General features: G+C 45.9%; 13 protein-coding genes and 1 tRNA gene. 2 read left to right on the top strand and 12 right to left on the bottom strand.

Annotated features, from left to right (window positions below):
* Positions 1 to 25: 25 nt before the first annotated feature.
* Positions 26 to 1,414, top strand: a complete 1,389-nt coding sequence (locus AB3114_RS02200) for a hemolysin family protein (RefSeq protein ID WP_367341628.1) — start codon at positions 26 to 28, stop codon at positions 1,412 to 1,414.
* Positions 1,415 to 1,476: 62 nt separating this feature from the next.
* Here AB3114_RS02200 and AB3114_RS02195 read toward each other — a convergent pair whose 3' ends face one another.
* Positions 1,477 to 2,361 carry a LysR family transcriptional regulator gene (locus tag AB3114_RS02195; protein WP_367341627.1) on the bottom strand — a complete coding sequence of 295 codons (885 nt, stop codon included), beginning with the start codon at positions 2,359 to 2,361 and terminating at the stop codon, positions 1,477 to 1,479.
* Positions 2,362 to 2,398: 37 nt separating this feature from the next.
* Positions 2,399 to 3,316: a prenyltransferase gene (locus AB3114_RS02190; protein WP_367341626.1), complete on the bottom strand. Its 918-nt coding sequence runs from the start codon at positions 3,314 to 3,316 to the stop codon at positions 2,399 to 2,401.
* Positions 3,317 to 3,408: 92 nt separating this feature from the next.
* Between AB3114_RS02190 and AB3114_RS02185 the strand changes: the two genes are divergently transcribed.
* Entirely contained in the window at positions 3,409 to 4,395 is a 987-nt protein-coding gene (locus AB3114_RS02185; protein WP_367341625.1) for a polyprenyl synthetase family protein, read from the top strand.
* Between the two features lie 70 nt (positions 4,396 to 4,465).
* Here AB3114_RS02185 and AB3114_RS02180 read toward each other — a convergent pair whose 3' ends face one another.
* From AB3114_RS02180 to AB3114_RS02135, 10 genes are all read right to left on the bottom strand, one after another.
* Positions 4,466 to 5,497 (bottom strand): NAD(P)/FAD-dependent oxidoreductase, encoded by a 1,032-nt coding sequence (locus AB3114_RS02180; protein WP_367341624.1) that lies wholly within the window; start codon positions 5,495 to 5,497, stop codon positions 4,466 to 4,468.
* Between the two features lie 31 nt (positions 5,498 to 5,528).
* The gene (locus AB3114_RS02175) at positions 5,529 to 5,699 is read right to left on the bottom strand and encodes a hypothetical protein (protein WP_367341623.1); all 171 of its coding nucleotides are present in this window, start codon (positions 5,697 to 5,699) and stop codon (positions 5,529 to 5,531) included.
* Between the two features lie 214 nt (positions 5,700 to 5,913).
* Positions 5,914 to 7,287, bottom strand: a complete 1,374-nt coding sequence (locus tag AB3114_RS02170) for an SLC45 family MFS transporter (RefSeq protein ID WP_367341622.1) — start codon at positions 7,285 to 7,287, stop codon at positions 5,914 to 5,916.
* A 47-nt stretch (positions 7,288 to 7,334) separates the two neighbouring features.
* Positions 7,335 to 9,017 (bottom strand): alpha-glucosidase, encoded by a 1,683-nt coding sequence (locus AB3114_RS02165; RefSeq protein WP_367341621.1) that lies wholly within the window; start codon positions 9,015 to 9,017, stop codon positions 7,335 to 7,337.
* A 208-nt stretch (positions 9,018 to 9,225) separates the two neighbouring features.
* Positions 9,226 to 10,977: a thiol reductant ABC exporter subunit CydC gene (gene cydC, locus AB3114_RS02160; RefSeq protein WP_367341620.1), complete on the bottom strand. Its 1,752-nt coding sequence runs from the start codon at positions 10,975 to 10,977 to the stop codon at positions 9,226 to 9,228.
* Positions 10,967 to 12,694, bottom strand: a complete 1,728-nt coding sequence (cydD, locus tag AB3114_RS02155) for a thiol reductant ABC exporter subunit CydD (RefSeq protein WP_367341619.1) — start codon at positions 12,692 to 12,694, stop codon at positions 10,967 to 10,969. Before cydD ends, cydC begins: the two co-directional genes overlap by 11 nt.
* A 16-nt stretch (positions 12,695 to 12,710) precedes the next feature.
* A complete protein-coding gene (gene cydB, locus AB3114_RS02150) occupies positions 12,711 to 13,730 on the bottom strand; it encodes a cytochrome d ubiquinol oxidase subunit II (protein WP_367341618.1) in 1,020 nt (339 codons plus the stop codon).
* A complete protein-coding gene (locus tag AB3114_RS02145) occupies positions 13,731 to 15,161 on the bottom strand; it encodes a cytochrome ubiquinol oxidase subunit I (protein ID WP_367341617.1) in 1,431 nt (476 codons plus the stop codon).
* 332 nt (positions 15,162 to 15,493) lie between these two features.
* A tRNA-Ala gene (locus AB3114_RS02140) sits at positions 15,494 to 15,566 on the bottom strand.
* 53 nt (positions 15,567 to 15,619) lie between these two features.
* Positions 15,620 to 16,108, bottom strand: a complete 489-nt coding sequence (locus AB3114_RS02135) for a flavodoxin family protein (RefSeq protein ID WP_367341616.1) — start codon at positions 16,106 to 16,108, stop codon at positions 15,620 to 15,622.
* Positions 16,109 to 16,184 lie beyond the last annotated feature (76 nt).

Raw genomic sequence — 16,184 nt, 5'->3', positions numbered from 1 at the left:
TATTTCTGAAAGGAAACCGGTGTCTATGAATTATGATCCTACCAGTCCAGTAATTTTAGTAATTATTATTGGTATTTTGCTTTTTGCGGCTTTGTTTACGCTCCTCGAATACTCCGTTGTTAAGGTGCGCCCGACCGAACTTGCGGAACTCAAACAAAACCGTAAAACCAAACGGGCAATGTACATGGTTCACCACCTATCCGAGTATCTATCGACGGCCCAAGTTGGGGTTACCGTCACTTCCCTGATCTTAGGTTGGTTAGGTGAAACTTATGCCACAGATATGTTGATGAAGATCAACCTTTTGCCAAAGAGCATCGCTGGTGATGTTTCTGGAATCCTCGGCATCTTGATCTTCACTTTCCTGCACGCGGTCTTCACCGACCTGGTACCAAAGAACATGGCCATTGACCAACCAGTGCGCATTCTGATGACCATCGTCACCCCAGTGCACTTCTTCCATATTCTGTTCTACCCGCTAGTTTGGTTATTCAACATCACCGCTGCGGGCGTCACGAAGCTGTTAGGCTTTAACCCACACCCGAACGAAGATATTTACTCCCAAAATGAAATCATCACTTTGTCGCAGCAATCAGAAAAAGCCGGTGAGTTGGATAAAGATGACGTCCTCTTCATGAAGCGTTCCTTTGAAATGAACGACAAGGTCGCTTCAGACGTCATGATTGACCGGACCCAGTTAACGGTCATCGACAGCAAGGCAACGGTAGCCGACGCGGCTAAGTTGTACTTCAGCAAGAAATTCAGCCGTTACCCCGTCGTCCGTAACGGTGACAAGGACCACATCCTTGGTTACGTCTTTAGCTACGACATCATGAGCCAAAACCGTAATAACCCGAAAGAAAAAGTGACAGAGATCATGCGGCAAATCCCGATGGCCTACGAAAACGACTCACTCAACACGATCATGCAAACGATGGTCGACAACCTGGTCCCAATTGTCGTTATCCAAGACGAATACGGTGGGACTTCCGGGATCATCACCGACAAGGATATTTACGAAGAACTCTTCGGCAACATCCGTGAGGAAATCGACCACGATGGTGATGAAATGATCCAGAAGTTAAAGAAAGACGCCAAGGGCAACCAAAGCTACAAGGTTTCTGGTAAAGTTAACCTCGACGATTTCCAACGCTACTTCCAGGAAAGTATCGACCAATTTGAAAACGCCGAAGCAACGACTTTAACGGGATTCTTCTTGGAGGAAAAGTACGAGCTGAAGGTTGGCCGGCCAATCCGGGTTGATGGATTTTCATTCACCCCGCTGGATTACAATAACGCCTACGTTAACAATTTCAGAGTAGTGCAAATTAAGAGCTCGGCTGATCCAAAGAAGGAAGAATCAGATGAAGCCGAATCTGATGAAGATGCAGATTCCAGTTCAGATCAAAACTAATTAAAGCCGAACGCGAAAAGCTCCCCCTAGCCTAATAACAGGCCAGAGGGAGCTTTCTTCTTTTATTTCACAGAAATTTCATCGGCTACCAGTTGAAGAAAACGTTCAGAAGCTGGTGACATCGCCACGTTTTTACGCCAGGCAAGAACGTGGCCCGTCGTCTTGGTTGGGGTGACCGGAACAAAGGCCAGATCAGGATCATTGAAGTTTTGGAACACCCCTAAGATGCTTAATCCGTAATAGCCACCTCTTTTAATCATCTGCATCCCATTCATCGGCAAATTGATGGTCATCCGCACGTCCAGCTTATCCTGATCCAAACTAAGGACATCACTGACGTCGTTACGCACGATATGGCGGCGGGTAACGATTAACGGCAACTTGTAAATATCAGCCCGGTTCATCTGTTGACGGACAGCCAGCGGGTCATCAGAACGCATGATGATTCCCCAGGTTTCCTTAACGGGCAAAACAACGTAATTATATTTAGCCGCTTCAACCGGTTCAATCAAGGCCGCCATGTCAAGAAGCCCGCGGTCCAGGTGTTCTCGTAGCGTATCACCATCTCCATCAAACATGGAAAAGCGAACAGCTGGGTGCTCTTTTTGGAACTGTTGGATCAGTTTAGCAAGAAAAGGCGAAACGCTGCTTTCAACACAGCCCAGATGAACGGTTCCCGTTAAATCAGTATTCTGTTGTTGAAGGTCGTTGGCTGTTTGCTGCAATAACGTCAACATCATCTTGGCGCGCTCCTGAAACAATGCACCACCCTTGGTCAGCTCCATGTGCCGGGGCTGGCGAATAAAGAGCTTGGTCCCTAATTCCTTCTCCAGCTCCATTATTTGCCGCGATAACGTCGGCTGAGTGACATGCAATGCGTTGGCAGCCTTAGTAATATTGCCTGTTTTAGCAACCATCAAAAAATACTTTAAAACACGGGTCTCCATCAAATATGCCTCCTAGTAATTATCCGTTATCAATATTTTAATGCATCAGCCGGATAATTAAAATGCCGATTAGGTAACTTACCGCTTGCGTAGCGGAACCCACCAGCAAAGTTCTAACACCACTCAAAAATGTCTCCGACTTAACCTGCTTATGAATCAGCAGCCTGGTTTGCTTGTAAACGAACGGAATGATCAAGATAGTCAGCAAAACTGTCCACGGGGCAATCCCGATGAATGGCGAAACCACAATTAAAACCATTGCAATCACGTTTTTAACAGAATAAGCAATCAAACCGTTTTTAATCCCGATATAGTGGATAATCGTGTGACGATGGTTGTTTTCATCTTCCTGCATATCGCACAGGTTGTTAGCCAGCATCAGGTTGGAAATCCACAATTGGTCAGGCAGAGCAATGACGATCAAACGCCAGATGGTTGACCAGTTCCACTGAAAGACCTGGTAAGAATTGATGTAAACACTGATCAAGATGATCATAAAGCCCATCGTGAAGCCAGAGAAAAATTCACCAAGTGGCAGTCCAGATAAGGGGTGCGGACCAGAAGAATAAAAAATCCCCACCAGAAAACAAAAGATTCCCATCCACAGGACTGGCAACCCGGCTTTCACTACCAGGTAAATCCCCATAATCGCAGCAACGATCGAAAAAGCCAGCAGCAAGCCGAGGACTAAATTAGGGTTAAGGTTTTCACGGCCGATGATATTGGTCTTACGCTTGTAATTGACTGTATCAATGGCGTGACGATAATCATTATAATTATCCATCATGTCAACGGCCATGTTAAACAAAAACATAGCGATAAAGAAGATAATGGCTAATGGCCAGTTGAGATGGTGAAGATAGTAAGCACTAAAACACATCCCGATGATAAAGGGAAAAACGCTGGCCGTCTTGGCCTTCATTTCTACCAATTCTAAAAACACGGGTAACGACATAAAATTGACATCTCCTCAAACAAAAACTAGTTGTCTACCCTTCTTTAGGGTAAAATAAGAAGTGACGATTTACAAAAGGGAATTGACAACACATGATTAATTTTAACGCACCTTCCGACTATCCGCTGATCGGAAAACAACTAGTGCAAGTCAACCGAGTTATTAACCAAAGAATCAACACGCGCTATCCCGAATTGCAGGATGCCCTGCGCACGATGGCCAGCCATGGTGGCAAATACATCCGGCCCACAATTGTATTATTGATGGCCCGGATTATCGATCCCAGCCTAAAGAATGAGCGTTTGATCAAGGTGGCTGCTTCAATTGAAATTCTGCACATGGCTTCGCTGATTCACGACGACGTCATCGATGATTCGCCCAAACGTCGTGGCGCCGTCAGCATTCAAAGCCGTTTTGGCAAAGATATCGCTGTATACAGCGGCGACCTTCTTTTCACCGTCTTCTTCGATTTGCTGACGGAAACAGCGGCAGATCGCGCCAGTTTCCAACGCAACGCCCATGCGATGCGCCACGTTCTCAACGGTGAATTAGGACAGATGGCCGAGCGCTTCGATATTCACCAGGGCCTCACTAATTACCTGCGCAACGTTAACGGCAAGACGGCTACCCTGTTCTGGCTAGCTGCCGGTGAAGGCGCGAGGCTGGCAGGCGCCACCAACCGCCAAATTTTTTGTGCCCGTAGTTTTGGCCGCAATATCGGCATCAGTTTTCAGATGCTTGATGATCTTCTGGATTATTCCAGTGGTGACAGCCTCAACAAGCCGGTGATGGAAGACTTATCAACCGGTGTCTACTCTTTACCGCTGTTGTTGGCCCTCCAGCATGCTGATGCTGCCAAAAAGTTAAAACCGCTCTTGGCCAAAAAACGTCAGTTAACAGCTGATGATATGGTGACGATTCAACAAATTGTTAAGGCTTCTGGTGCACTTCAGGAAGCCGAACAGTTAGCCACCAAATTCACTAACAAGGCTCTGCAGCGCCTGCACGAATTGCCGGCAGGTCCTACACGTAAATTGATTCATGAGCTAACGATCTCGATGCTGCACCGCAACAAATAGCATAAGAAAAGACTCAACTTAGCTGTGATTTCTGTCGCAGCTAAGTTGAGTCTTTCTTTTAGCTTTCGTATTAGTGATATAAATCGAATTGACCCAGTTTCATCATCTTGCCAGCGCCACCAACCTGGTAAAGCGACTTATCAGCAATCAGCTTCTTCATAATGGAAGCAGACCGGCCAGTGACATCGACACCCATTGCCCGGCCAAAGGCGTGGGTATTACCGATCGAAACGACGGTTCCCAACCAGTGGTACTTGTAATCTTCCTTAACCGGGTTGCCGTTCAGCCGTCCAGCTAAATCGCGGGCCGCAAAGCTAGCCATCGACAGAGCAATCTGAGCGGACGGATTATAGTACTTGTCTTCTCCCTTAGTAGGATTATGGACAGAGGCAACATCACCCAAACTGTACATGTCGTCATGGCCAGGGACGGTTAAGTGGCTAGTGACGGTTATGCGACCGTGGTGGTTCTTGAAACCAGAGTCATCGATGACTTCGCTGCCACCGACACCAGTCGTCCACAAAATCGTGTTGCCTTTCAGCGCGTGCCGTTGACCACTTTGATCGTTGGTATGCACGTAATTGACGACACCAGGGAAGATTTGCTTGATAGTAGCACCCGGAATGATCTTAACGCCCAGATGGGTCAAAGTGTGAATACCATATTGGGCAACCTTGGGATTAAATTGCTTGAGCAGACGCGTTAAAGTATCGATCAAGGTAATCTTAATGTCATCAGCCTTGCAGCCAGCCATTTTAGCGATTTGGGGACGGATATCATCAATTTCACCGGCCAACTCAATACCGGTATAGCCCATCCCACAGATCAGAATTTGCAGATCAAGGGGGTCATGGAACTTCTTGTAATGATCTGTCACCGTTTTAAAGTGCTTTAAGATGTTCACCGCATCATTAACGTTGGTCAGAGGGAGTGTGTTTTGCCGAGCGCCTGGAATATCGTAAGTTTCACTCCTGAATCCTAAAGCTAGGACACAATAATCATAAGTGAGCGGATCGTGATGCTGCAGCTTAATCTGCTTGTTTTCAGGATCAACTTTCATAACCCGGTCCTGAACAAAAGTCGTAATCTTCGGATCGATCATATCTTTGATCGGGTAAGAGATCTCTTCTGGTTTAACTTTTAACTTTGCCTACCGCAACCTGGTGAATCTCAGTAGTTTGGTAGTGGTAATCATTTTGGTCAACCAGTGTAATCTGGACAGCCGCAGGATCAACCCGCTTTTGAAATTTTTCGATAAAATGCAAGCCAGCATAACCTGCACCCAAAACGACAACTCTTTTCATCGTAAGCACCCCTCAGTCAACACTTGATTATCGCCAGGCATTTGTGCAAGATAATCAGCGATAAATCTGATTATTTCCATATAATAAAAACATCAATTATAAGCATAACTTTGTACGAAACAACTGTCAACAAAACATTTTTTCACTAAGAAAACGAAAACTCCGGTGCCCAATAAGCGAGCACCGGAATTTATCAACTATTGGTTACAATAAATTATTTAGCAGCTTCCTTGACGGCAACCCCTTCGTGAATGTTAGGCACAACGATTGCACCGATTAGTAAGGAGATACCGGCAATCAGCATCATCATCGTCTGGTTGTGACCCACTGCTGGGAAGATCAAGAAACTTGCCAGTGAAGCGATGATTTGTGGGATACAAATCCCAATGTTAAAGAGACCCAGGTAAGCCCCTTCGTTTTCACCATTCAATGATGAAGTCAGCAGAGTAAATGGAATCGTGTTGATACTGAAGTTAGCAATACCAAACATGATCATTGCAATGACGGAGACAGCCTTGGAAGTAATGAATGCCATGCTGCCCAAGCCAATGCCACCAAGGGCCAGGCCAAAGATGTACCATTTCTTCCGGGAATTTGGCTTTGCCTTAGCGTAAATCAGGCCCCAAACGATACCAGCAATACTGTAAACGGCGGTCAAAACACCGTACCAGTTACCGGCAGCTTGGTATCCGGCAGAGCTGACGTTGGTAGTGTGCCAAATGTTCTTCGCAACCGTCCCGGTCGTGTAAGTCCAAACGTACATGATAGCGAACCAGGAGAACAATTGAACCAGGTTAATTTCCCAGAATGAACGCGGAGCAGTCTTGACCAAGTGCCAGAGGCTAACCTTCTTCTTAGCTGCAGCAACGTCGATGTTGTGGTACTGAGCATAGTGATCCGGGTCGTATTCCTTGACGTTAAAGACGGTCCAAAGGCCAGTAACAAGCAATACAGCAGCAGCTACCAAGTAGGCCCAAATGACAGTGTGCGGAACAACACCCTTCTTAGCAGTGTTAGACATCCCAAATGCCGTAAAGATGAACGGGAGCAAAGTGGCAATAATTGCACCGGCATTGGAGAACACTTGCTGCCATGACCAAGCGGCGTTCTTCTGCTTGTTGTTAACCATGTCACCGACTAGCATCCGGAGTGGCTGCATGCAGACGTTTGAGAACAGGTCCATGAAGCAAATGGCAATAGCGGCATAAATCATCGCTGCCAATGAACCATAACCGAAACCAAATGAACCTGAGAACGGCAGCATGATCAGAACCAGTGCTGCGATTGGGGTCCCAAAGAGCAGGTATGGCAGCCGCCGACCAAAGCGGTTCCAAGTCCGGTCAGAGAACTGACCCAAAATCGGTTGAATAATCATCCCCATCAGCGGTGGGAAGATGAAGAAGAAACCTAAGTTGTTCGGGTTAGCACCAATCGTTTGGCAAATCCGACTCATCTGCGAACTTTGCAGCGAGAAGGCCATGTTGATGCCAAAGAAAGCAAACGTAATGGAGAAAATTTCGTACTTCGTTAAATTAGGCATCCCGGCGTCGACATCAACCCGGTTGTCCTCATTCCTTTTTTTCGTCATAGTGATTCCTCCTAATCATTTTCAACAGCTAATCTCTCGTGAAAAGATTAATATTGGTAAACCTTGGCTTCGTATGGACGAATCGAGTCACCAGCATCATCAGCGTAGTTACTGATCAAGAGCTTAGCATCTGCTGGAACGTCAAAGTGGCGTTGCAGCGTCTTCTTGCTATAGTTGCAGATGACAAGCAAGGTGGTGTCGCCATTTGAACGCAGGTAAGCAAAGACGTCAGGATCGTCTTCGTTACCCTTAGCCAACTGATAGTCACCATTGGTAATCACTGGCAAGTCGTGGCGCAGTTTGATCAACTTCTGGTAGTAATAGAAGATCGAATCAGGATCAGCCAGAGCCTTCTTTACATTGATCTGCTTGTAAGATGGATTCATCTTTTCCCAAGGAGTACCGTCAGTAAAGCCGGCGTTTTCGCTGTCATCCCATTGCATCGGCGTCCGGGCGTTATCACGGCTGTTGCGGGCAATGTACTTCATCATTGTCTTGCCATCCAGCAGGTGCTGGTCATCAACTAGTTGGTGATAAGCATTGATCGATTCGAGGTCCACGTAATCACTCAACTTTGGGAACTTGGCATTCGTCATCCCGATTTCTTCCCCTTCGAAGATGTATGGGGTTCCCTGCTGGAAGTGCAGCATCGTTGCCAGCATCTTGGCTGACTTAACACGATATTCTTCCGTACTATCATCGCCAAAACGAGACACTACCCGTGGCTGGTCATGGTTGTTCCAGTACAGTGAATTCCAAGCCTTCCCCATCAGCTTTTCTTGCCACTTGGAGAAGTTAGCCCGGAGGTCAGACAGTGAAGCTTTCTTATCATTCCACTTGCCTAAGGCTGGGTTATCGTTGCCATCCAGTCCCATGTGTTCAAACTGGAAGACCATGTTCAATTCTTTATTGTCCAGTGAAGCATACTTTTCGGCGTCTTCAGGCGTTGCGCCTGGGGTTTCACCGACGGTAATCATCTTGTGCTTGCTCATCACGTTCTTGTTCATTTCTTGCAAGAATTCGTGAATGCGTGGCCCGTTAGCAACGATTGGCTGGACGTTAGCGTACTTTTCATCGGCACTCTTCTTACCATCAGGCAGGCCTTGTGGCTTTGAGATCAGGTTGATGACGTCCATCCGGAAACCATCGACACCCTTAGCAGCCCACCAGTTCATCATGTCGTAGACACTGTGACGAACCTTTGGATTCTCCCAGTTCAGGTCTACTTGTTGGGGAGCAAAGAGGTGAAGGAAATACTGGTCGGTGTCCTTGTCATACTGCCAAGCAGATCCTGAGAAGTATGAACCCCAGTTATTAGGTTCGTGACCATCTTTGCCATCACGCCAAATGTAGTAATCACGGTAAGGATTATCCTTGCTCTTCTTTGATTCCTGGAACCAATGATGCTGGTCTGAAGTGTGGTTGACAACTAGGTCCATCACTAGCTTCATACCACGATCATGAATTCCATCAATCAGTTCTTGGAAGTCGTCCATGTTGCCAAGAGTTGGGTTAATGGCCTGGTAATCACTGATATCATAACCATTATCAACCTGAGGCGACTTGTAAATCGGGTTCAGCCAAATAATATCTACGCCAAGCTTTTTGAGATAGTCAAGATGTTCGATAATCCCACGAAGGTCACCAACACCATCGCCATTACTGTCTTGAAAACTCTTTGGATAGATTTGATAAACAACGGAATTCTTCCACCAATGTTTGTTCTCCAATTGAGTCCACTCCTTTGCAATAAACCAAACAGCTAGGCAAACGTTTGCAATACTTACAATTTTCATAGTACCATCATTAGACCAAAAAACAAGGTAAAAAAGAAAACGATTACATTAATTAGGCAAAAGAAAACCCGTGAACGCTTACAGTCCCACGGGTTTGTCCTAACGAAAAATATTTTAAATTTTTTACCAATTGTAATTCAGACTACAGACGCCCTTCATCAGCCGCTTTCAATTCACGGAAATGCTGATTCGTCGCGGCCAACTCCTGTGGCGTCCCCTGCATCGTCAATTGACCATCTTCCAGGAAAATAACCTGGTCCATCTGGTCAATTCCCTGCAAGTGGTGGGTAATCCAAATCAGTGTCTTCCCCTTCAACTGAGTCAAAATCGTATCGATCAAGTCCTGTTCCGTCAATGGATCCAAGCCGACAGTCGGTTCATCAAAGAGGACGACTGGAGAGTCTTTCAGTAAGATCCGGGCCAAGGACAGCCGGTGCCGTTCCCCACCAGAGAAACGCAGTCCTGCTTCATCGACCATCGTATCCAGGCCCTTTGGCAATGCTTCGACCATGCCCTTCAAATTGACCCGGTCTAAGACGTCCCAAATTTGGTCATCAGTCGCGTCTTCATTGCCCAAACGGATGTTATTAGCAATCGTCGTATTAAACAGGTATGGAGACTGGTTCATCACCCCAAGGTAATCAGCCATCTGGTCACCAAATTTGGCAGTTGGCACACCATTGAGAGTTACCGTACCCGAGCTTGGATGACGATCACCACGCAGCAAAGCAGCCAGGGTGGTCTTGCCCGAACCACTCCGGCCCAGAATGGCAATTTTTTCACCCTGATGAATTGTCAGATTGATACCCTTCAGGATTTCCCGGTTAGTTTTGGGATACGTATAGTGAAGATCTTTGACATCAAACTGATAAGGTGCAGTCAATTTCAGCTGGTGATCAACCGCTTTTTGCGGATGATTCAAATTGTTCAACCGTAGCAGTGAATCGGTGTAGATGTTCGTTTCCTGGGCAGCAGCCGGCAGAGCAGCGAATGCTTCATCCAATGGGAAGATTGCCAAAACAAAGGCTGCAATCCAGTTGGTATTTGGTCCATGAACGCCGCCAAAGGTCTCGGCACCCCAGATAATGAGGCTAACGGCAATTGCCAGCAAAACCAGTTGCTGAACAAAATCCCTGAATAATTCAAAGCGGTGCATGGCAGCCTTTGTCGCAATCAGCTGGTTCTCATGTTCCTGGTGGCCCTTAACATAGGCGTCACCACGGCCTGCAAAGGTCCAGTCCATTACTCCCATAACGTTGTCAGTCAAATCAGCGTAAAGGGCATTCTTCTGCTTCTTTTCGGCTGCTTGACGGGCCCCATTGACCAGAATCGACCAAAATGGCACGGCAAAGATCATTAAGGCCAGCAAAACGAACAGCCACAGACCCATCAAAGGTGAAATGATGCCAATGCCGACGACGATGATGACGTACAGTCCCCATGAAACCATCATCGGAAAAATTGTCCGCAGATAGAGGTTTTGGATATGACTGACGTCTTCGGCCAAGATCCCTAAAATGTCACCCAACTGGTACTTGCCGGTTAAGAAGACAGCGTCAGGTTCCAGTGAATCATAGAGCTGTTTACGGAAATTCGATGTCATCTTCAACACCCAGTTATGGCTGGTCAGCCGTTCCGCGTATTGGAAAGCCGGACGGCCGATACCAAAAGCCCGCGTGAGGACAATCGGAACGTAAACCAGCAAAATGTTGTACGGGTGAGTCGCCGATTTAGAAATCAAATAACCCGCCGTAAACATCAAGGCACCAGCGCAAAAGAAGGTACAGATCCCTAGAAAGATGGCAATCAAAAGCGTCCAACGGTAGCGTTTGAGGTACGGCCGAACCCAACGATCATGTTTTAAAGCGCGAAACAAGGGAATTTTATTGAGCATTATTGGACCCTCCTCTCATTTGATCAACCAGGTCTTTAAAGTAGCCATTCTCAGCGAGGAGATCCTGCTGAGTCCCCTGCTCAACTAGTTGACCATGGTTCATTACTAAGATGTAATCCATTTCGTTCATCCAGTGAAGCCGGTGCGTCGCAAAGATAACGAGTCGGTCTTTCATCAACGGCAACATCCGTTGTTTTAATTCCAACTCGGTTTCAATGTCCAAGTGGGCGGTTGGTTCGTCGAAAATCAAAATGCGTCGCTTCCGATCAAGAAAAGCCCGCGCCAGGGCAATTCGCTGCGCCTGGCCACCACTGAGGACTCGTTTCCCGCTGCCGATCATCGTATCGATTCCCTGCGGCAAATCTGCCACCAGGTCGTCTAAACCGACGACGTGAATTGCTTCCTTGATCTGCTCATCGCTGACGTTCGGGGTGTAAAAGGCCACGTTATCGCGCAAGCTTGCAGTGAAAACATATGGTGATTGAGGGATATAAATAATTTGTGAACGCCACTGCGCTAAATTCATCTCTTTGACTGGATGACCCTGAATAACGAATTGACCATCCTTAGGCTTCAAAAAGCCGGCAATCATGTTAATTAGTGTCGTCTTGCCGGAGCCGCTCATCCCGACGATCCCAATTTTACTTAAGCCATGCAGCTTAGCGTTGATCGGCTTAATTTCAGCACCATGTTTATAACGGAATGAAATGTTTTGCAGCTCCAAGTCGTCGTTTGCTGACCACGGATGCAATTCAACCTTTGGTTCCACGGGGTTGGGACGGGCTAAAATTTTGTTAATGGCTTCAAAAGAATTTTTACCATTGAGCGTTGCATGAAAGTCGCTAGCAAAATTGCGGATAGGTTTGAAGTATTCGGGTGCCAGAATCAAAATTGCCAGCGACGGAAACAGGACTAGTTTAGCCTGAATCAAGCCGTAACCAAGGTAAACCGCCAGGATAGCAATCGACAGGGTCGTGAAGAAATCGAGAGCAAAAGTCGATAACATGGCGATTTTCAGGACGGCCATCGTGCTGTGACGAAAGTGTTCACTGGAACGGAAAATACTCTTGGAATAACGCTTGCTCAAACCGACGTACTTCAAAACGTCGATGCCACGCAAGGAATCAAGAAAGTTATTCGAAAGCTTAGTAAATACCCCAAACTGCGTCTTTGCCTTATCCAAGGCTGCATTCCCCAGCAAAATCATAAACAAGATAATTAGTGGGTAGACAGCTAGCATGATCAGCGCACAGACCCAGTTTAAATAAAAACTGAGCAGCAGAATCAGTACCGGAACGATCATCATCACCAGCACTTTGCTGAACATCAATTCGATGTAACGTTCAACGTTAGAAATCCCGTCTAAGGTCAGCGTCACCAAGTGACCAGTCCCCTGTTCTTGAGTAACAGCGGGCCCTAGCGCAAAGACTTTCTTTAGCAACTGCCCACGAAGGTCTTGGGATTCAGAACGAGCGTATTTACTAAGCATCTGACCACTAAGCCAGTTAATGCCTTGCCGTCCGAGAAAGCAGAGTGCAAAGAGAAGCATTGCCCTCAACTGTTCCTGCCAGTGCTGACCATGCCACAGTCCGACAAGAACGGCTGTTAAGAATAGCGCCTGACCAATAATCAAAACGGCTTGCAGAACATAGAGCCCTACAAGCCGCTTGAGAATTGACTTGGCGCCCGGAAGTTTAAAGAGCGCTTTATCAATCATTTAATTCATACCCCCGTTATTTACTTGCTGCGGAGACACGTGGCATCGCAACACGCTTCCGGAAAATCCAGTAAGCCCAAATCGTGTATGCCAGAATAAACGGCAGCAAGATGCAAGTTGCGATCGTCATAACTGTCAAGGTGTATGGCGATGAGGAAGCACCAGTAATCATTAAGTCATATTTCGGTGAAATTGAAGAAATCAATACACGTGGGAACAGACCAGCGAAGATCAGTACAACCAGAGCAACCATCGTGAGACCACTCATGATAAATGCCAGGCCTTGCTTGTTAGTATGAACTGATACGTGAGCAATCACTGAGAAGGCAACGATCAATAATAAGCAGAGAACGGTTGCTACTGGGTGAACACGTAAGAAGTCAGTTTGGAACAAAAGCAATAGTGCGAAGATCACTTCACCTGCGTAAAGAACGTAGTAAAGCTTGTTAGCATATTGTTGAGCACGCTTTTGAATTGCACCAGTGGTCTTCAGTGCAATGTAGTTCAGACCGTGCAGGTAGCAGAGCAAAGTCAGTGCAATACCACCGACGAGTGAGAACCAATTGATGTAGTCAAAGAAGTGCGCATTCATGTTCGTTTGGGCATCGAATGGCATCCCCTTGATCATTGAAATGAAGACGATCCCGAAGAAGAATGGGACGATGAAGGAACCACTAGCCAAAGTGTTCTCCCAAATGTGCTTCTTTTCCAGCGGACTGTGAGCCCGGAATTCGAAGGAAACACCACGGATGATTAACCCGATCAAAATGATGAAGAAGATCAGGTAGTAACCAGAGAACAGTGCGGCATACCAGTTTGGATATGAAGCAAACATCGCACCACCAGCAGTGATTAACCAAACTTCGTTGGCGTCCCAAACAGGGCCAAAGGATTCGATTAACTGTTCACGTTCAGCTTCGTCATGTGCCAGCGTTGGGACAGCCATCCCAATACCGTAGTCAAAGCCATCGAGGAAGAAGAATCCTGAGAACAGGACGCCTAACAAGATGAACCATAAAATTTGTAGAAATGACATCTAGAAGGCCTCCTTTGCAAATGGATCTACCTTTGCGGAGTAGCCATAGTCAATGTCATCAGTTGGGTTGTTACGCAGGAAGCGAACAATCAACCCGATCAGAACAATTGCCAGTGTCAAGAACAGGCAGAAGTAGACGATGTTAGAAATCAACAGTGAAGCGACCGAAACGTTCGGTGATACACTTTGCATAATCGTGTACATGCCATAAACAGTCCATGGAGCACGGCCTAATTCGGTGATCAGCCAGCCACAGGTGTTGGCAATGAATGGCGTAAAGGTCATCAAAGCCATTACCCACAGCGTCCACTTGTGCTTATACATGTACTGCGATGATTTCCGGGTCATAAAGAGACCAATCAAAGCAACTAAGAACATCAATGTCCCGAATCCAGCCATGAACCGGAAGCTCCAGAACAAAGTGTTAACAGGTACATAGTAATCGACTTTATTGCCGTCGATCTTTGCACCATACTTGTGAACCAATTCTTGGTTCACTTCGTCCATCCCTTTAACGGCACCCGTCGTCTTGTGGTAAGACAGGATAGACAGCATGTCCGGGATGTCGATGTGGGCCTTAATTTGGTGATCCTTGGTGTCGGCAAAACCGATCATTGTCCAAGGAGCCTTATCACCAGTTGTCTTGTAGATGTCTTCAGTAGCAGCAAACTTCATCGGTTGTTCGTTAACCAAGTAAACCATTTGCTTGTCACCGAGGTAAATACCACAAGCACTGAAGATCAGCATAACCCACAGGCCAATCCGCATCGTCTTCTTGTAAATGTTGCGGTTTTGGTCGCTAAGTGAACGCTTCTTCAGCAACTGGAATGCGGATAAGCCAGCGAAAATGACACCACCCATTAAGAGGGCGTTCAAAACAACGTGGCCATATTCGTAGTGCAGTTGCGGATTACCAAGCAGTGCCCAGAAGTTAGCCATCTCGGCACGGCCGTGACGAATCACATAACCAGTTGGGTGTTGCATAAAGGAGTTAGCAGTCAGAATCCACAATGCAGAAGTCATCGAGCCAAACACAACCATCCAACTAAAGAAGAGGTGCAGCCCCTTCCCAACCTTGGTCCAGGTAAAGTGCCACAGACCAATAAACGTCGATTCAATAAAGAATGACAACAAAGCTTCGAACGCCAGTGGCGCACCGAAGATGTCACCCATGAACCGAGAATAATCAGACCAGTTCATCCCAAATTGGAATTCTTGGATGATACCAGTCACGACACCAACGGCAAAAGACAGTAAGAAGACATTACCCCAAAAAATAGTCATCTTCTTATAATCTTCGTCTTTGGTGCGGACGTAGATCGATTCCATAATTGCTACGACAAATGCCGTCCCGATAGAAAACGGAACGAAGAAAAAGTGGAATACAGTCGTCATCGCAAACTGGAAACGAGCCAATGAAACAATTGACATCATTATCCCTCCAGTTTCACCAAAGCTTGCAATCACTAATCAGTTATTTAATGATCACAGTAAGAATTATTGCTTACAACGACAGTGTACACCTTTCCTAAATCGTTTTCAATACCAGGGTGTTGGTCTTATCCTTAATCTTTCAGGGATAATCATATGAATTCATTTAATTTATAAAGTGCAAAATGCTTATCATGTGCTAGCATGATAAGCATTTTAGATAAGTAATATATTTCTATTGAAATTACGTAAATTTTTAACGTCATAAAGCGATAAAAAGTCCCCAACGCTAAGCAATTAAACGTGGGGACTTCATTTAATAACTATATCGATGGACGGTACGAGATTTGAACTCGTGACCTCTTGCATGCGAAGCAAGCGCTCTCCCAACTGAGCTAATCGCCCAAAAAGGTTACGTCTTTTATTATAATTTGTCAGTTCAGTTGGTCAAGAACCACTTATTTAACAAGTTTGTTGTCCTTCAGCCACTTTTCAATTGGCTGCTCGGGATGAAGGGTATTAGCACTCTGAATCGATAACTCGCTCTTGGCAGTTAAGCCGAGGATATCCTTTAAATCACGCTGACTGTTATTGTGGTTAGAAAAATCATAACTATCAAAAATATATAATTCCTTTTTACTAAGATCGTAATCATTCAAAAAGGAAACAACAGCCATTGGTACGGAAAACTCCCAAATCGGGAAGCCAACAAAAATTTGGTCATAATCGTCCATATCGTCAATCTTGTCATTGCTTAAGTTTGGGAGTAGTTGGTTGGTATATTCGATATGGGATACGGCTAAAGCCTGATTGTAATCAGATGAATAAGGTTTTTTAGTCTTAATTTCAACCGTCTTAACGTCCCCCAGTTGACGGCTCAATTCATCTGCCATTTTCTTAGTGTGACCACTATAAGAAAAATACAATATTAATTGTTGTTTAGCCATGATAATCATCTACTCTCATCAATCTTTTTGCTTTGACCTTTACAGTCAATCTAACTATATCTTTTTTTAATATCAA

It is taken from the genome of Limosilactobacillus sp., assembly GCF_040772465.1.
GTDB lineage: Bacteria > Bacillota > Bacilli > Lactobacillales > Lactobacillaceae > Limosilactobacillus.
Note: the sequence above shows the minus strand (reverse complement) of the source record. Positions and strands in the feature narration are given on the sequence as shown.